This is a genomic window from Clostridium sp. HCS.1 (assembly GCF_047900555.1).
Taxonomy (GTDB): Bacteria; Bacillota; Clostridia; order Clostridiales; family Clostridiaceae; genus Clostridium.
On record NZ_CP170704.1, the window covers coordinates 1,871,891 to 1,890,316 of the forward strand.

General features: G+C 27.4%; 18 protein-coding genes, 2 pseudogenes and 1 other annotated feature. Of the genes and pseudogenes, 17 read left to right on the forward strand and 3 right to left on the reverse strand.

Annotated elements, in window-relative coordinates; all coding sequences use genetic code 11:
- Window positions 1-72 precede the first annotated feature (72 nt).
- The 5 genes from ACFYH6_RS08915 to ACFYH6_RS08935 all read left to right on the forward strand — a co-directional run bounded on the left by ACFYH6_RS08915 (window position 73) and on the right by ACFYH6_RS08935 (window position 6,892).
- Entirely contained in the window at window positions 73-855 is a 783-nt protein-coding gene (locus ACFYH6_RS08915) for a ZIP family metal transporter (RefSeq protein WP_316344711.1), read from the forward strand.
- Window positions 856-1,197: 342 nt separating this feature from the next.
- Window positions 1,198-2,028, forward strand: a complete 831-nt coding sequence (locus ACFYH6_RS08920) for an alpha/beta fold hydrolase (protein ID WP_416179418.1) — start codon at window positions 1,198-1,200, stop codon at window positions 2,026-2,028.
- A gap of 209 nt (window positions 2,029-2,237) precedes the next feature.
- On the forward strand, window positions 2,238-3,422 hold the full coding sequence (locus ACFYH6_RS08925) for a M20 family metallopeptidase (RefSeq protein ID WP_316345310.1): 1,185 nt from the start codon (window positions 2,238-2,240) through the stop codon (window positions 3,420-3,422).
- Window positions 3,423-3,526: 104 nt separating this feature from the next.
- Entirely contained in the window at window positions 3,527-4,498 is a 972-nt protein-coding gene (locus tag ACFYH6_RS08930) for a Gfo/Idh/MocA family oxidoreductase (protein ID WP_316345311.1), read from the forward strand.
- Window positions 4,499-4,591: 93 nt separating this feature from the next.
- Window positions 4,592-4,864: a binding site (T-box leader), on the forward strand.
- A gap of 57 nt (window positions 4,865-4,921) precedes the next feature.
- Window positions 4,922-6,892, forward strand: a complete 1,971-nt coding sequence (locus ACFYH6_RS08935) for a class I tRNA ligase family protein (protein WP_416179417.1) — start codon at window positions 4,922-4,924, stop codon at window positions 6,890-6,892.
- Between the two features lie 133 nt (window positions 6,893-7,025).
- On the opposite strand, the gene ACFYH6_RS08940 is transcribed toward ACFYH6_RS08935, so the two are convergent.
- Window positions 7,026-7,259: a hypothetical protein gene (locus ACFYH6_RS08940; protein ID WP_316345363.1), complete on the reverse strand. Its 234-nt coding sequence runs from the start codon at window positions 7,257-7,259 to the stop codon at window positions 7,026-7,028.
- A gap of 241 nt (window positions 7,260-7,500) precedes the next feature.
- On the opposite strand from ACFYH6_RS08940, the pseudogene ACFYH6_RS08945 reads away from it, so the two are divergent.
- From ACFYH6_RS08945 to ACFYH6_RS08985, 9 genes and pseudogenes are all read left to right on the forward strand, one after another.
- Window positions 7,501-7,650 (forward strand): annotated as a pseudogene (locus tag ACFYH6_RS08945) (cysteine hydrolase); the annotation flags it as partial.
- 52 nt (window positions 7,651-7,702) lie between these two features.
- On the forward strand, window positions 7,703-8,071 hold the full coding sequence (locus ACFYH6_RS08950) for an ACT domain-containing protein (protein WP_316345362.1): 369 nt from the start codon (window positions 7,703-7,705) through the stop codon (window positions 8,069-8,071).
- 28 nt (window positions 8,072-8,099) lie between these two features.
- Window positions 8,100-8,540, forward strand: a complete 441-nt coding sequence (locus ACFYH6_RS08955; RefSeq protein WP_316345361.1) for a GNAT family N-acetyltransferase — start codon at window positions 8,100-8,102, stop codon at window positions 8,538-8,540.
- 244 nt (window positions 8,541-8,784) lie between these two features.
- Window positions 8,785-9,066 carry a hypothetical protein gene (locus ACFYH6_RS08960; RefSeq protein WP_416246476.1) on the forward strand — a complete coding sequence of 94 codons (282 nt, stop codon included), beginning with the start codon at window positions 8,785-8,787 and terminating at the stop codon, window positions 9,064-9,066.
- Between the two features lie 111 nt (window positions 9,067-9,177).
- Entirely contained in the window at window positions 9,178-9,453 is a 276-nt protein-coding gene (locus ACFYH6_RS08965) for a hypothetical protein (RefSeq protein ID WP_416179416.1), read from the forward strand.
- Between the two features lie 311 nt (window positions 9,454-9,764).
- Window positions 9,765-11,015 (forward strand): cytochrome P450, encoded by a 1,251-nt coding sequence (locus ACFYH6_RS08970; protein WP_416179415.1) that lies wholly within the window; start codon window positions 9,765-9,767, stop codon window positions 11,013-11,015.
- A 250-nt stretch (window positions 11,016-11,265) separates the two neighbouring features.
- Window positions 11,266-11,388 (forward strand): annotated as a pseudogene (locus ACFYH6_RS08975) (CatA-like O-acetyltransferase); the annotation flags it as partial.
- Window positions 11,389-11,437: 49 nt separating this feature from the next.
- Window positions 11,438-12,514: a hypothetical protein gene (locus tag ACFYH6_RS08980; protein WP_416179414.1), complete on the forward strand. Its 1,077-nt coding sequence runs from the start codon at window positions 11,438-11,440 to the stop codon at window positions 12,512-12,514.
- A gap of 169 nt (window positions 12,515-12,683) precedes the next feature.
- Window positions 12,684-12,836 (forward strand): zinc-ribbon domain-containing protein, encoded by a 153-nt coding sequence (locus ACFYH6_RS08985; protein ID WP_416179413.1) that lies wholly within the window; start codon window positions 12,684-12,686, stop codon window positions 12,834-12,836.
- Between the two features lie 250 nt (window positions 12,837-13,086).
- Here the strand turns inward: ACFYH6_RS08985 and ACFYH6_RS08990 are convergent, their stop codons facing one another.
- Complete coding sequence (locus ACFYH6_RS08990) at window positions 13,087-13,938, reverse strand: Cof-type HAD-IIB family hydrolase (protein WP_416179412.1); 852 nt, start codon at window positions 13,936-13,938, stop codon at window positions 13,087-13,089.
- A 177-nt stretch (window positions 13,939-14,115) separates the two neighbouring features.
- Here ACFYH6_RS08990 and hsp18 point away from each other — a divergent pair, with 177 nt between their 5' ends.
- Complete coding sequence (hsp18, locus tag ACFYH6_RS08995; protein ID WP_416179411.1) at window positions 14,116-14,559, forward strand: heat shock protein Hsp18; 444 nt, start codon at window positions 14,116-14,118, stop codon at window positions 14,557-14,559.
- Between the two features lie 54 nt (window positions 14,560-14,613).
- On the opposite strand, the gene ACFYH6_RS09000 is transcribed toward hsp18, so the two are convergent.
- Entirely contained in the window at window positions 14,614-15,315 is a 702-nt protein-coding gene (locus ACFYH6_RS09000) for a LysM peptidoglycan-binding domain-containing protein (protein WP_416179410.1), read from the reverse strand.
- Window positions 15,316-15,459: 144 nt separating this feature from the next.
- Between ACFYH6_RS09000 and ACFYH6_RS09005 the strand changes: the two genes are divergently transcribed.
- Together ACFYH6_RS09005 and ACFYH6_RS09010 are read left to right on the forward strand one after the other, a co-directional pair.
- Window positions 15,460-16,545, forward strand: a complete 1,086-nt coding sequence (locus tag ACFYH6_RS09005) for a GntR family transcriptional regulator (RefSeq protein WP_416179409.1) — start codon at window positions 15,460-15,462, stop codon at window positions 16,543-16,545.
- Window positions 16,546-16,764: 219 nt separating this feature from the next.
- A complete protein-coding gene (locus tag ACFYH6_RS09010; protein ID WP_416179408.1) occupies window positions 16,765-18,423 on the forward strand; it encodes a ribulokinase in 1,659 nt (552 codons plus the stop codon).
- Window positions 18,424-18,426 lie beyond the last annotated feature (3 nt).

Sequence of the window (18,426 nt, forward strand, 5' to 3'; positions counted from 1 at the left end):
TAATAGTTATTAGTTAATAAAAGAATATAAATTTATAAAATAGATGAAATAATATTCATAAGGGGGAATACAATGAATATTTTAATAGGAGTTCTTATACCATTTATAGGAACATCATTAGGATCAGCTTGTGTTTATGCAATGAAGAAAGAAATTAGTAAAAAGGTAAATAAGATTTTACTAGGCTTTGCCTCTGGTATTATGATAGCAGCATCAATATGGTCATTAATTATTCCATCAATTGATATGTCTAGTGGAATGGGGAAGTTATCTTTTATTCCAGCTGCTGTTGGTATAATTCTTGGAGTTTTATTTTTATTTTCTTTAGATAAGATTATTCCACATATTCATGTAGAAGACGGTAATAAACAAGAAGGAATAAAAAAATATAATATAAGTAAAACAACAAAACTTGTATTTTCAGTAGTTCTTCACAATATTCCAGAAGGAATGGCTGTAGGAATTGCTTTTGCAGCAGTTATGAATGAAGGAAATGCTATTAATTTTGCTTCTGCTCTTGCTCTTTCTTTAGGAATAGCAATTCAAAACTTTCCAGAAGGTGCCATAATATCAATGCCACTTAAAAGTGAAGGATTAAGTAAAAATAAAGCCTTTATTTATGGAGTTTTATCTGGAATAGTAGAACCTATAGGGGCAGCTATTACTATAATGTTTTCTAGATTTATTACACCATTTATGCCATATCTTCTTTCTTTTGCAGCCGGTGCAATGATATTTGTTGTAGTAGAAGAATTAATTCCAGAAGCAGCGGAAGATAATGCATCAGATATTAGTGCAATAGCATTTTCATTAGGCTTTATAATTATGATGATCTTAGATGTAGCCTTATCTTAAAAATATAGATAATAATAGAATTAAATTTAAAATTAAATTTTCAAGTAGATAGTGAGTAATCATTATCTACTTTTTTTTATTAATGATTATAAATTTTTAATAAGGATATAGATTTTAATACTAGTAAAAAGATAATAACATTAGTTACTTGTAGTTATGAGTATGATGCTGCACGAACTGTTGTCCATGCAATTACTAAATAAAAATTTTTATTAGTAATTTAATATATATTTATCTATTAGAAATAATATACAGATAGATAAGTATATGGTAATATATGGACAAGATATAAAGAAAAAGACTATGTTTAAGATTATATTAATTATAGTGGAGGAAATATTTATGAAAGATTATACAAAAATATTACCTAATCATACTGAAAAATATATTGGAGAAAATGATTTATTCTTAGAAATATTTGAGGCTGAAGGTCATTTAGAAGAAATTCAAAAAAGACCTCCTCTAATTTTTGTACATGGTGCTTATACTGGAAGTTGGATGTGGAGCAAGTATATACCTCATTTTATAAATAAAGGTTGGAAGTGCTATGTAATGAATATGAGAAGTCATTATAAAAGTAGAGTAATGGATTTTACTAAAATATCCTTTGATGACTATTTAGATGATATTAAAGAAGTCATTACAGAATGTGGTGAAACTCCTATTTTAATTGGATTTAGCATGGGTGGTATACTTTGTCAAAAGTTAGCAGAGTTAGTTGAACTCCAAGGCTTAGTACTTATTGATACATGTATAAGTAAAGAAGTATATGAAATTGCTCCATACAAAGAAAACTATAAATCTTCAATAGAAAGAATTATAGATACAGCTCCAACTCGTCCTGAGAATTATAGTATAGATGAATCAGAAGATGATATAGCTTTTCAAAGAAAGTATCTATCAATGGAATCTTCAAAAGTAATGAGTACTATTTTAGATTATGAAATAAAGGGAGGAATATCTATAGATTATAACAAAATAAAGTGCCCTTCTCTTGTGATTAAATCTGTAAGTAGTGATGATTCTAATAGAAGAGGAAAGGTGTTAGCAGAACAACTTAATGCCAAGTATGAAGGATTATGGAATACAACTCATACTGGGTTACTCGTAGGACAAAGATATATGGAGGTAGTAGATAAAATCATAGAATGGTTAAAAAGTAATAAACTTTAAAACTTACTTAAGAGATATTTAGAAATATTTAAAGAAATTAAAAATGTGGAATATTTATGTAAAATTTATTATAATATTATTTAAATATTATAATAAAATAATGATAGTATTAAGATTGTTATTAATGTAAATCATAATAATAAAATACAGTATATATTAGTAAATAATTGCTATATAGAAATAATTCTAAATAAAAATGAGGTGTACTAATGAATAAAATTATTGATCAAGCAAAATTAATAAAAGATGACTTAATAAATTATAGGAGAACAATTCATAGTAATCCTGAAGTTGGAGCTGAATTACCTAAAACTAAGGCTTATGTAATAGATAAGTTAAAAGAATTTGGATATGATCCAAAAGAGATATGTGAAAGTGGTATAGTTGCTACTATTGAGGGTAAGAAACCTGGAAAAACATTTTTGCTTAGAGCTGATATGGATGCTCTTCCAATGGCAGAAGCAACAGAATGTGATTTTAAATCAACAAATGGATGTATGCATTCATGTGGACACGACATGCACACAACAATGCTTTTAGGAGCAGCAAAATTACTTAAAGAAAATCAAGATGAAATAGAAGGAACTGTTAAATTAGTATTCCAACCAGATGAAGAAGGATTTACTGGAGCTAAAAAAATGTTAGCAGCTGGAGTACTTGAAAATCCTAAGGTTGATGCAGCTTTGGCAATGCATGTACATTCTGGCACACCTTCTAATCTTGTATTATGTGGTTTAGGAACTAGTATAGCAGGTTGTAATAGATTTAGAATAGTTGTAAAAGGAACTGGATGTCATGGTGCAATGCCAGAACTGGGAGTAGACCCAATAAATATAGCAGCACATATATATATATCATTACAGGAAATAATTTCCAGGGAAATATCAGCTACTAAGCCTGCTGTTGTAACAATAGGTAAGTTTGCAGGTGGAGATGCTCCTAATATAATACCTAATGAAGTTATTATGGAAGGAACTATTAGAAGTTTAGATAAGGAATTAGGAGAATTTATATTTAATAGAATAAATGATATAGTTGTTTCTACTGCTAAAATGTTTAGAGGAGAAGCTGAACTAATAGAATTATCCTCAGTACCTCCACTAGCTAACAATAATGATTTGGCTAAAGAATTAACTTCCTACATGAAAGAATTAATTGGTGAAAAATCAGTTGTTTTATTTGAAGGAGGAGGAATGGGATCAGAAGATTTTGCTTCTTATTCATATGAAGTTCCAAGTGTATATATTATGTTAGGTGCTGGAACAAAACAAGAAAATTCTTTATATGGTGAGCCAATGCATAATGAAAAGGTAGTATTTAATGAAGATATATTAACTACAGGAGCAGCTATACATACATATTGTGCTATTAATTGGTTAAAAAATAATAAATAAAATGATTTTTTAAAAAAAGGTGTGTTAAAAGCACCTTTTTTATTTGATATTACTATAAGAAGTTTTATATAATAATAGTAATAAAAGAAAGGAGTAGTTGATTTATGATAAAATGGGGAATAATAGCTCCAGGAGGAATAGCTAATGCTTTTGCTAAAGAAGTAATTAAGACAAAGGATGGAATTCTTTCTGCAGTTTATGGGAGAAATGAGGATAAAACAAAAGAGTTTGCTAAAATGCATAAAATAGATAAATATTATAGTGATATAGATGAATTTTTAAAGGATAAGGATATAGATGCTGTTTATATAGCAACACCACATAATTACCACATGGAATATGCAAAAAAATGTGTGAAAGCTAAAAAACATATATTATGTGAAAAACCTTTTTCATATAATCAAAAAACAGGTAAAGAAGTTATAGATTTAGCTAAAGAAAATAATGTATTTATAATGGAAGCTCTTTGGACATTATTTTTACCAGCAGTTAATAAAGCAAAAGAATGGATTGAAGAAGGTAAAATAGGAAAAATCAAATTAATTACAGCAAACTTTGGAATTAAAAGTGAGTTTAATGCAAAGCATAGACTATATAATCCTGATTTAGCTGGAGGAGCATTATTAGATCTAGGTATTTATCCAATTCTATTTTCTAACTATATTGCAGATAGTTATCCTATTGAAATAAAGTCAAATGCTGAGTTTACAAAAACTAATGTAGATGAAAGTGATATAATTAACTTAAAATATAAAGATGGAATTTTATCTTCTTTAAATTGTTCTCTAACAGCTAAACTTAATAATGAAGCAGTGATATATGGAGAAAATGGAAAGATAGTTATACCAAGATTTTGGTCATCAAAAGAAGCATATTTATATACTGAAGAAAATACTGAGAAGTATAAAGATGAATATGAGGAAGCGGGATACAAGTATGAAATTGAGGAAGTAAATAATTGCATTAAGAATAATATTTTAGAAAGTAATGTTGCTTCTCATAATAATACACTAGAGCTAGCTAAAATAATGGATGAAATAAGAAAACAAATAGGTTTAGTATATCCATTTGAATAAATTCTTAATTTGTGAAAAAACAAAAAATATTATGATATATCCTATATTAGATAATTGACACTTACAATTATTTTATATATAATATTACAAATAATAAAAGCTATGAAGAGAAGAGTAATTATGAATGAATACAAAGAGAGTTTCCGTAGGGTGGAAGGAAATTATGAAATCATAATGAAACAAGCCTCGGAGCTGCATACGGATCTTATTAATGTATGTTATAAGTGATGCTATGACGTAAGTTCACGTTACAGAACTAGAGTATGATTCAACCTAAATATGGTAGATGGTGTACTTGAAGAGCCTAAAATGGTGACATTTTAGGAAAAAAGGGTGGTATCGTGAAATGTAAATTTTGCCCCTGTAGAATATAGTTCTACAGGGGCTTTTTGTTTTTAAAATAATTACAAAGGGGTAATAATGATGATTAGTAAAAGATTAGAAAAAAATGAAAGACCAATATTTCCTAAGAAGGCTGTAATTACTGCAGGAATGCCCTATGGTAATAAAAATCTTCACTTTGGTCATATTGGTGGAATGTTTATTCATGCAGATATATTTGCAAGATTTTTAAGGGATCGAATAGGAAAAGATAATGTTATTTTTGTATCTGGTACAGATTGTTATGGATCTCCTATTCTTGAAAGTTATCGAAAACTAAAAGAAAATGGGTACAATAAAACTATAGAAGAATATGTTAAAGAAAATCATCTATCACAAAAGAAAACCTTAGATGATTATAAAATTAGTTTAGATTTTTTTGGAGCTTCAGCTTTTGGAAGGTCTGGAGAAGTTCATAGTGAAGTGTCTAAAGAAATATTTAATACCTTATTTAAAAATGGCTATATAAAAAAGTTATCAGCATTACAATTTTATGACGAGGATAAGAAGACATTTCTTAATGGAAGACAAGTAATTGGAAAGTGCCCAATTTCTGGCTGTAATTCTGATAAAGCATATGGAGATGAGTGTTCATTAGGACATCAATATATGTCTTCAGAATTAATAAATCCTATTAGCACATTATCAGGGAATAAACCTATATTAAAAAGCGTAGATAATTGGTATTTTACATTAGATGACTCTCTTGATATTATGAAGAAGCTAAATGAGTTCTTAAAGAAAAATACTAATAGAAGAAAATTTGAAATTAAGGCTATAGATGAATTTTTAAAGGAACCAATGATATATGTTCCAAAAAAATATATTAATGACCTTAATAATTTAGAAACTATTCTTCCTAGTCATAAAACTATAAATGAAGAGAATAAATCTTCAATAACATTTATTTTTGATAAATTAGAAGACAGAGATAAAGCTAAAGAAAAGCTAGATGATTTAAATATTCATTATACTAATGGTAAGACATTAGTTCCCTTTAGGCTATCTGGAAATATTTCTTGGGGAGTAAGAGTGCCAGATAAGGAGGATTTAAAAAATCTAACCTTTTGGGTATGGCCAGAATCACTATGGGCACCAATTTCTTTTATAAAGACATATTTAGAATCAATAGGAGAGAATCCTAAAGAGTGGCATAACTGGTGGGAAAATAAAAATTCCATGGTATATCAATTTATAGGAGAAGATAATATTTATTTTTACTCAATTGCTGAAATGTCTATCCTAATAGGATTAAAGATATCTAAGGGAGAAGATGTAAATATTAATAATATTAAGCTACCACATATAGTTCCTAATAAACACATTTTATTTATGGATAAGAAGGCAAGTAGTAGTTCAGATATTAAGCCACCAATGGCAGATGAATTATTAAGCTATTACACTAGTGATCAATTGCGAATGCATTTTATGAGTTTAGGGTTATCATCAAAAAGTGTTGGATTTAAACCACAAGTATATATGAAGGAAGATGAAAAGAATGGAACAGACCCAGTATTAAAGGAAGGAAACCTATTAACAAATGTATTTAATAGACTTATTCGTTCATGTTTTTATACTTTACAAAGCTTAAATGAAAATATTCCTAGAGAAGAAGTAAGTGAAAAAATTAAAGTATTAACAGAAAAAGCAGTATTTGAATATGAAAGACATATGTATAATCAAGATTTTCATAGAATATCCTATGTTCTTGATGATTATATAAGAGAAATTAATAAGTATTGGGTTAATAATTCCAAAAAAGAAGAGTTAAAAAGAAATGTATTAGCAGACTGTTTTTATGCTTGTAAAGTTATAGCAATATTAATACACCCTATAGCACCAGAAGGTTGTGAAATGTTTAAGGATTATTTAAATGTTGGTGATGAATTATGGAATTGGGATAAAATATTTGATTCTTTAAATTCTTATTTTGAAGATGGTGATAAGCACAAGTTTAAATTCCTTGAACCTAAGGTTGATTTCTTTGAGAAAATGGAACATCAATTTTTATAAACAAAAAGAGGTATAAAATATAGGGCTGCATCAAAGTTATAAAAAGCTTGATGCAGCCTTGTTATATTTATATAAATTATTAATATTAAAAATATATAGTATGATAGTTTAATATAAATTTTTATATAATAACTTAATTATTTATATTTTTAGCAAATTGCTCCATAATTGCTTTAACTTCTTCAACCTTATCAGCTTTTAATAAAGCAATCATCTTAGGAATAAATTCCATAATGTATTCATGTGAAAAAGTACCTTCTGCTTGTTTATTAAAGCTTTCAGCTAATAATGCTTTTGCTTCATCAACTTTATCTTTTTGTACTCTTTCTAAAATAAATCCTAAAAACTTTTCTTGTCCTTGATTCATAATTTACCTCCAAATTGTATATGTATTTAAGACTCATTAATTATGATAAAACATTTCTCTTTTAATTTAAAGTAAAAATGAATATATAAATATAATTCATTTTGTATATACAATATTATAGGAATAATTACAAATATGATACAATACCTATATAAAATCTTTTAAGAGAATATGGAAAATAAATTAATATAATAAAAGTTCTCACTCTATTTGAGAATTTTATAAGGAGACAGGCTTATTAGATTTAGTTCCAGCACATGCAAATACAACAGTAGATAATGAATTTATGACATCAGAACAAAGCTATAAATATCATAATGAATTTATGTGGAGTGGAAGATATGCAGAATGTATTTCAATGGAGAAAACAATTAAGAGAATGAGGATTTAAAATTAAGCTAAATTATTTACAGAAAGATATTAAGTTAAAAAGGAGAATAATAATGGAGATAAAAATAATAAATAAGGATTTTTCAATTTGTAAAGTAGAGGATCTTTCAGAAGTAAACTATTCAGATGAATATTGTTTTATTGGAAAAACAGATGAAGAATTATCATTAGTATGCAGTACAAATTTGGTGCCTAAAAATGTAATTGAATGCGATGATGGATGGAAAGCATTTAGAATACAGGGGGTATTAGATTTTTCTCTTATTGGTATATTATCAAAAATATCAACTTTATTAGCAGAGAATGAAATCGGAATATTCGCAGTATCTACATATAATACAGATTATATTTTAACTAAGGAAGAAAACTTTGAAAGATCAATAAAAGTTCTTGAGAAAAATGGATATATAATAAAAGAATAAATTTTAATCTTGAAAGGTGAATGGGTAAATGGAACTAAAAGTAATTAAGTTAACAGAAAAGTATTTAGAAGAATCTGTAGATTTATTTATAGATACATTTTCAAGAGAACCTTGGAATGATGAATATGATTCAAGACAACAGGTAAAGGATTTTTTTATAAATCATATGAGAAATAATTATTTCTTAGGATATATAGGATTAATAGATGAAAAAATAGTAGCATTAAGTTTAGGAATGAAAAAGCCGTGGATCTGTGGTATGGAATATTACATAGATGAATTTTGTATAAGCTATGATTTTCAGGGAAAAGGTATTGGAAGCTCATTTTTGAAAGACATAGAAGAATTATTAATTGATGAGAAGGTAGAAGGAATGATACTTAATACAGAAAGAGATTATCCTTCTTGTAATTTCTATGAAAAAAATGGTTTTAAAATATTAGGCAATCTTGTTGTATTAGGAAAATAATATATTATTCAAGTGCAAAAGAAAGAAATTGATTAAATATTAATTTATTATTGGTTAAAGAAAATAATGGCTATTTTATATGTAAATTATTATGTTAAAAAATGTAATTTGTATTATAATTAACATGACTGTTGTTGTAAAAGGGAGGATTGTGATGACTAAAGTTTCTTTGTTTTTTGGAGCTGGTGCTGAATGTTAATATGGGTTGCCATCAGGTGCAAAGTTTGCACTTGATATTTTTAGAATGAATACTAGTAATGATAAGATAAATTTAAAAGAACAGTTAAATAGTATTGATAAGCAATCAAATTACGCAAGATGGTTACCAGAAGGCTTTGATAATAAAAAACTAACTGCTTTTACAAAGACACAATATGAATCAATAGTAAAAGGGAGCTTAGAAAACAAAAGAAACAATATTTTAGATTACTTAAATAACTTTGATGAAAAGGTTAACTTAATATCACAGAAGTTATATGATACTACCGATACGGAGAACCGTATCACAAGTAAATTAGGTTTATAGCTTTAGGCATTGATATAACTTGTCTAAGGCTATTTTTATGAATAAAAATACCGTATCATAAGTAAGAGGAAATAGTTAAAATGAAGAATAAGTTTTATAGTAGCTAATTATGTGACGTCGACAATATCTTATGAATTCATTAAAAGTGTACTAGATAATTTCAGTAAGTTATTAAATAGTAAAGAGTCAAGAGAGAAGAAGAAGAAGTTATTGCATATGATAATTTCTAAGATAACAATTAATGAGTTAAGAGAAGTTGATTCAATACACCTAACTATAAATGATAAGTTAGTAGAGTATATAAGTAAAGAAGAAGGCGTATCTATAAAAGATTATTGGGGAATAACAAAACAGATGATATGGCTTGTATGTAAGATCAAAGAATAAATTAATTATTGAAATAGTGAAGTTATATAACTTCATTAAATAAAGAAATATATATGAAATAATTAATAAGCAAAATACAAAGAAGATGAGTTTTAAGGAAAGATTAATAGAAACATTTGGAGTAAATCTATTTAAATGTAGCACTTGTAATAAATAAAAATAGAATCTGACATACTAATTAAGGTGATAGTATCCTATAAGGGAAAAATAGAGAAGAGTTATTTTTATCTTAAATTATATGACAGAATATATTAAAAAATTTAAAACATTAAATCTATTTCTAAATTATATAGAAAGGAGAATGAAAATATATGACAACTAAGAAACATGTTCCACATGATAGAGGTTTAGACAATACTATAGATCTATTGAATGAGGGATACATGTTTATATATAAGTCTGATATATTTGAAACTCATTTACTTGGGCAAAAAGTAATTTGTATGACTGGAGAAGAGGCTGCAAAAGTTTTTTATGATACAGAATTATTTTATCGAAATGGTGCTACACCAAAACGAGTACAAAAAACATTATTTGGTGTTGGTGCTATTCAGTCTATGGATGGTGAAGCACATATACATAGGAAGAATTTATTTATGTCATTGATGGCTGCATCACATCAGGATCAACTTGCTAAGCTTACAATGGATAGGTTACAAGATTCTATTAAGGGGTGGGAAAATAAAGAACAGATTGTTCTTTTCGATGAAGTAAGTAAAATCTTGTGCAGAGTAGCATGCCAGTGGGCTGGAGTTCCTTTAAAAGAATATGAAGTAAAAGAGAGAGCAGAAGACTTTACTTTAATGGTAGATGCTTTCGGTGCAGTTGGACCTCGACATTGGAAGGGAAGAAGAGCGAGAACTAGAGCAGAAGAGTGGATTAAGGGAATCATAGAAGATGTACGCTCGGGGAATATTAAGGCTGAAGAAGGCTCAGCACTTTATGCTATGGCTTTTTATAGAGATATTGATAAAAATCATCTAGATAGCCATATGGCTGGGATTGAACTTATAAACGTACTACGTCCTATTGTTGCTATTTCAACATTTATTATCTTTGAAGCATTAGCACTACATGAGTATCCAAAGTCCAAAGATAAGCTATTATCAGTAGATGAGAATGAGCTTAAAATCTTTGTACAGGAAGTTAGACGCTACTATCCATTCACTCCTCTTTTAGGTGCAAGGGTTAAAAAGGATTTTGTCTGGAATAATTGTAAATTTAAAGAAGGAATGCTTGTACTACTTGATGTTTATGGTATTAACCATGACCAGAGAATATGGAATAATCCTGATAAATTTTGTCCTGAGCGTTTTAAAGAACGAAAGGAAAACTTATTTGATTTTATACCTCAAGGTGGAAGTAATCCTGAAAAGGGACACAGGTGTCCAGGAGAAGGAATTACTATTGAAATCATGAAAGCTAGTCTAGATTTTCTTGTTAATAAGATAGATTATGATGTTCCAAATCAGAATTTAAGTTATAGCATGAAAAAAATGCCCACTCTGCCTGAAAGTAAATTTATAATGAGTAATATTAGACGAAAGAGTCAAAATAATTAATTATAAAACATAAAGAAGATAGAATACTACATACTGTAAGTTTAGTAACTAGATTGATTTCCTATATACTGAAAAATATACAAAATGAAAGGTGGTAGAGTTAGTTAGTGGTTGCAACTTTTAATACCATTTCTAACAGTATGTTTTATTCATCAAACTTCATTTAACACATACTATAAAAATAAAAAGGAGTTTGTATGAAACATAAAAAGTTAAAATGCGCTTCCTGCACCTACTAAAGGATAATTAAGTATTTATTCCTTTATCCGTACAGGTTCATCATGCATTTTGTGATGGCTACCATATAAGTAGATTTATTAATGAGGTACAAGAATTAGTGTTAAATTCTAAGAACTGGTTAGACATAAATTAGAATTGTTAAGTTTAGATTATAGATTATTATAAAAAATAAGGGAAGTCATATGACTTCCCTTAAATATTTAATTTTTAAAAGATTAATAGGTGCTTATTTACGTGTATTTAAAATAAAAATCATATTTTATTTACATATTTTGTATAAAGTTTTAAAATTAAGAGGAATAATTAATTCAGAAGGGAATGTTGGAATTATGAGAGAAGAGTTTTTTAAAGAAATTAAATCTTGGATGTATAGAAACGCTAGGTATATTGATTTGTGTCTATGGAGATATTTATTTGAAGATGGAGATAGAGAGTCTGTACTTATTGCTTTAATGAAGTATCAAAATGATGATGGTGGTTTTGGAAATGCTTTGGAAGCAGATAATTGGAATCCAAACTCTAGCCCAATAACCACACAACATGCATTGAAAATATTACAATTAATTAATTTCTATGATATGGAACATAAAATTTATAAAGGAATATGGAAGTATCTTAATAGTGAAAAAGATTTATTAGAATATGTATGGAGATTTACTATTCCTAGTAATGATAATTATCCTCATGCACCTTGGTGGAATTATAGTGAAGAGGACAATAAAAAAGAATATTTTGGTATAACAGCCGAATTAACTTCATTTATACTTAGATTTGGAGATAGAGACAGTAATTTATATAAAAAAGCTTTGAGGTTGGCAGATGAGTTAATAAAAGAGTTTACTTTAGATAGATATTATGGTGATATGGGGATAAAAGGATATATAACCTTGACTGATACTCTTAAAGAGTTAGAATTAGATAAATATGATTATGATGAATTAACCAATATATTAGGGAATAAGATAAAAAGTGCAATACAACATGATATAAAGAAGTGGGAAAACTATGGGGGTAGACCATCAAGCTATATAGGTAGTCCCAATGATATATTTTATAAGGATAATGCAGAAATAATGAATAAGGAAATTGAATATTTATTTAATACTAAGCCTGAAAATGATGTTTGGGGAATAACCTGGACTTGGTTTGATAATATGGATAAATATGCAAGAGAATTTTATATCAGTGAAAATTGGTGGAAAGGATATAGGGTTATAGAAATTATGATTTTATTTAAAAATTTTAATTTTGAAATCTAGTATGAAATGTATTGAGAAAAAATAAAAAAGTTGCAATTAAATGAAAATTATGTTATTATAAATAAGTAGCAAGATTGCTAACAAAAAAAGTTTCATTTGGATAAGTAGTTTCTCGAAAATTAGAGATTATTATATCAAATTAGAATCTTTAATTTTAGGAGGAATATATATGTCAGATAAAACATTAACATGCAGAGATTGCGGAAGTGAATTCATATTTTCAGTAGGAGAACAAGAATTCTACAAGGAAAAAGGATTCGATAATGAGCCAACAAGATGTATATCTTGTAGAAGAGCTAAAAAAGAACAAAATAGAAGATAATTTTAGATTGTTGTAGGTTGTAGTTTAAACTACAACCTTTTTAAGTTTTATTATAATAAAAAACATAATTTAAAATTTCTTAAGAATTCAAAATAAATTTTAATTAATAAGGAACTGAGACACAATAACAAATTAATAATTTGGAAAGGTGCCACAGCTCCTTTTATTTTATTTATAAGTCTTAGTAATATCTTAAGGTAAAACCCTGAAACAGTATTGTTTTATATATGTATTATTTATTTTCTGTAATTTAAAACTCTATACCTTTAATGTGTTTACTTAAAGTATAAGCAATACCATCATCTTCATTAGATAAAGTTACTTCATCAGCTATAGCCTTTAGATCATCTACAGCATTATCCATAGCTACTCCAATACCAGCATATTTAACCATGGAAGCGTCATTATGACCATCGCCAAAAGCAATAATTTCTTCTCTTTTATATCCCATAGGAATCAATACTGTATCTATAGCTTTTGCTTTATCAATTCCTTTAGCAGTAAATTCAAAGAAGAAAGCTGCTGTAAACATGCAGTTTAAAGTATCTTTAAAGGGTTCCATCATTTCTTTATAGTTAGCTTGCAAATATTCAGGATCTCCAGCAGTTAATATTTTATTTAATGGGTAATCAGCAAAGGCAGCTAAATCATCTTTTTCACATAATTTAAATTTACCACCACGAGATTCATATTGAATTATGTTAAAGGGTCCACCATTGTAATTTATAGTATTATTAAATACATCATTAACATACATATAATCACCTTTATCTATCATAGGCTTAACATCAAATTTTTTCATATGTTCAAGGACTGCTTGTCCTTCTTCAACCCTCATGGTTTTATTGAATAAAACATTATTATTTTCACAATCAACTACTTTAGAGCCATTAAAGGATACTAGTAGACCATTATTTTCATCCATTTTTAATTCTTTAGCTAAATCTACTAATCCAGATGTAGGTCTTCCTGAAGCTAAAACTAATCTTACTCCTAATTCTTGAGCTTTAATTAATGCATTTCTAGTTTTATCAGTTACTATTTTTTCGCTGTTTGTTAATGTTCCATCTACATCCATAATAATTACTTTTATATTGCTCATATATTTTACTCCTTATGTTTTTTATTAAATTATACTAATACTTTATTAATAAGGGAATAGATTATATAAATAATTCCATTTTTCAATCAATTAAACCTTGACTTTCTTTGACCTTCGTTTTATAATGTAATTGTAAAAGGAAATAGCAAATACATAATATTAAAGGAGGTTTTTAGTATGTTTGATATAGTTCCTTGGAGAAAAAATAATTCAATAACAAAAAAAGGAGATGAATTTGAAAACATGGTAAATAGTTTCTTTAATGATGACTTCTTTAACTCATTTAGCTTAATGAAGAATAACTTCTCTGTAGACCTAAAAGAAGATGACAATAATTATATCATAGAAGCAGATTTACCAGGAGTTGATAAAAAGGATATAGACATAAGCTATAAGAATGGTTATTTAAATATTTCTGCAAAGAGAGAAAATAACCTAGAAGAAAAGAAAGATAATTATGTAAGACAAGAAAGAAGTTATGGTGAATTTAAGAGAAGCTTCTATATAGATAATGTTGAAGAAGACAAGATAGATGCAAACTTCGATAATGGAGTTCTTAAAGTAAATTTACCAAAGCTAAATAAAGAAATTCATGAAACTAAAAAAATAGAAGTTAAATAGTATATAAGGAAAACCTATAAATTAGTTTTTATAGGTTTTTCTTTATATAAAAATTTATAAGTTAGGTAAAAATACATTTTCATCTAATGGAAGCTCAGAATTAGGTAAGTCATTAATAGAAATTAAAAACTCTACCATATCATCTGTATTATAATTAGGATAATTTAATTTAGATATTTTATACCATGTATCACCTTTTGAAACTTTATATAAACTTCCATCTCTGAAAGCAGTAGTAGGTAAATTTAGAATTGAACCAATCTCTAGGTTATCCAAATCTATTTCAGGATTAATTAGTTTTAAGTGTTTCAATGCAGATTTATAATTACAGGTATTTTCATAATTTCTAAGAATTTTGCTTATAGTATCTCCAGATTGAACCTTATATTTAGTAGTTTCTAAATTTAATTTATAACTATCTATAGAGATATCTTTAAATACTGAGGCAGTGTTTTCTATGCTAATAGTATCCTTTTCATCTGAAGCATATTCTTTTTCTTCGCTATAATCATCTTTATATGTATAATTCAATTTACCTTCTTCTTCTGATAATTCTTTTGAAGGTTCGGTATATTCATATTTTGGGATAGTACTATCTTTTGTTAAATCATTACCATGGTCAATTTTTAAAGATGAAATAGAATTACTATTTGCTTTTGAATCTTCTGTAGATTTGGAATATATTTGATAAAATATTAAGCCAGTAGGTAGAAGAAGTATAAGAGATAGTATTATTAATTTATTTATTTTATTCAAAGCATTTGCCTCCCTTTAATAATCTATTTTGATTATTAACAAACAGGAGTTACAATATTCAAAAAATATATTATAAATAATAATTGCAATTAACTTTCATGATATAATATAATTGTATGTACAATATAAGAAAGGTAGTTAAAAATGGAAAAAGTAATAAAATACATTGAAATATTTGAATTTTATAGAGATAAAATCTTGTCAGGAGAAATAAAAGAGAATGAAAAGCTACCAACTGAGCAAGAAATTGGTGAAATTTTTTCTGTAAGTAGGCATACTGTAAGACAATCTATAGTGGAACTAGAAAAGGAAGGCTATATTTATAGAGAAAAGAGTAAAGGAGCTTATGCTAAGAAATTAAATAAATCAAAAAAAACACATAGTAAGCTTGTTATTGTAATAACTACATATATATCTGAATATATATTTCCTCATTTAATTAAAGGTATCCAACAAGAATTAAATGAAAAGGGATATGATATATTATTATTAAACACTAATAATGAAAAGGATAAAGAAAGAGAGCAGTTACAAAAATTATTAGAATATGATGTGGCTGGGGCAATAATTGAGCCTACAGCTAGTGCTTTAGGAAATAGTAATGAAGATTTATATAATGAAATAAATAAAAATAATATACCTTATTTAATGATAAATGCAACCTATAACAAAGAAAATCAATCCTATGTAATAATAGATGATGAAAAAGGTGCTTATGATCTTTGCAATTACTTAATTAGCTTAGGTCATAAAAAGATTTCAGGAATCTTTAAAGAAGATGATATACAAGGTTTAGAGCGTAAAAAGGGGTATTTAAAAGCATTAGAAGAAAATAAAATAGAAATTGATAGTACAATAATAGGTAATTTTAAAACTTATGAAGAAGATTTCTATGTATATGCCTTTGCTAAGAATGTATTAAGCAGAGCTAATAGACCTTCAGCCATAATTTGTTATAATGATAAAACAGCTATTAAAGTAATTAAAGTAGCTAAAGAATTAGGATTAAAAATACCAGAGGATTTATCTATTGTAGGATACGATAATGATGAAACTATTTCAGAAATATTAGATTATGGAATAACTACTATAAATCATCCTAAAGAAGAAATGGGAAAGAAAGCAGCAGAAATCTTAATTTCTCTTATAAATAAAGAAAAGAATAAAGTTAAGTATGTATATGAACCAGTAATAATAAAAAGAGATAGTGTTAAAAATATAAATAAATAGATAAGTAATTAAAGTAAGTATTAATATAATTATGTTAATACTTACTTTTTTATACTTAAAAATATTTTAAAAAGTGTAAAAATAAGTTACTTTAAATGTTTACAATGGAATCTTTATTTGTTATTATGAGATTGTACGTAACATTTATATTAACAGTATAATTGTACGCACTAATTTGCTAAAATATTTTATATTATATATGTAAAATGGAGGGAATTTATGAGTAAATATTCTATAGGAGTTGATTATGGTAGTGAATCTGCAAGAGCATTACTTCTTAATGTTGATACAGGTGAAGAAGTTATATCAGAAATGATGACCTATCCTCATGTTGTAATGACAGAAATGCTTCCTTGTGGCAAAAAATTAGAACCTTTTTGGGCACTTCAACACCCAAAGGACTACATTGATGTGTTAGATTGCATTATTCCAAAGATAATTGAGAAATCAGGTGTAGATGCAGAAGATATTATAGGTCTTGGAATTGATTTTACAGCATGTACAATATTACCTATGAAAAAAGATGGTACTCCACTTTGTTATTTAGATGAATTTAAAAGTAATCCCCATGCCTATGTTAAGCTATGGAAACATCATGCAGCTCAAGATGAAGCAAATAAATTAAACGAAATAGCAAATAACATGGGTGAAAAATTTATAAGTAGGTATGGAGGAAAAATTTCTTCTGAATGGTTTATTCCAAAGGTATGGCAAATATTAAATGAAGATCCAAAAGTTTATGATGCCACAGATAAATTTATAGAAGCTACTGATTGGGTAATAATGCAGCTTACAGGTAAAGAAACTAGAAATAGTTGTACAGCTGGTTATAAGGCAGTTTGGCATAAACAAGAAGGATTCCCAAGAAAAGAATTCCTAAAAGCTTTAGATACTAGACTTGAAAACTTATTTGAAGATAAATATGATTGCGAAGTTACAAGTCTAGGAGAAAAAGCAGGGGAACTAACTGAAGAAATGGCAAAAAAATTTGGCCTAAAAGCTGGAATGCCAATAGCTATAGCTAATGTAGATGCTCATGTTGCTGTTCCTGCTATGGGAGTTACAGAACCAGGGAAAATGGTTATGATAATGGGTACTTCAACTTGTAGTATGGTTTTATCAGATAAAGAAGTAGTAGTTCCAGGAATTTGTGGATATGTAGAAGATGGTATAATACCAGGTCTTTACGGATATGAGGCTGGACAATCAGCTGTAGGAGATATCTTTGCATGGTTTGTTAATAATTGTGTACCACAATCCTATATAAATGAAGCGGACAAGCTAGGAATGAATATACATCAATTCTTAACAATGAAGGCAGAAAAATTAAATCCAGGAGATTCAGGGCTTTTAGCTTTAGATTGGCTTAATGGAAATAGAACAGTCTTAGTAGATACAGATTTAACAGGGCTTATATTAGGATTAAATTTAAATACTAAACCAGAAGAAATTTATAGAGCTTTAATTGAATCTACAGCGTATGGTCATAAAAAAATAGTAGACACTTTTGTAGAACACGGTATTGAAATAAATGAATTATATGTTTGTGGAGGTTTGCCACAAAAAAATAGAATGCTTATTCAAATTTATGCAGATGTAACAAATCTTCCAATAAGAATTTCTAAATCTACTGAAACACCAGCATTAGGATCAGCTATGTTTGGTGCAGTTGTAGCAGGAAAAGAAAATGGTGGATTTGAATCAATAGATGAAGCTGCAAGAGTAATTCCTAAATTATTAGATGAAGTAATAACACCTATAGAAAAAAATGTAGAAGTTTACTCAAAAATCTATTCTCATTATGATAGATTACATGATTACTTTGGTAGAGGTGAAAACGATGTAATGAAGGATCTAAAGAAAATGAGAAAACTTTAGGAG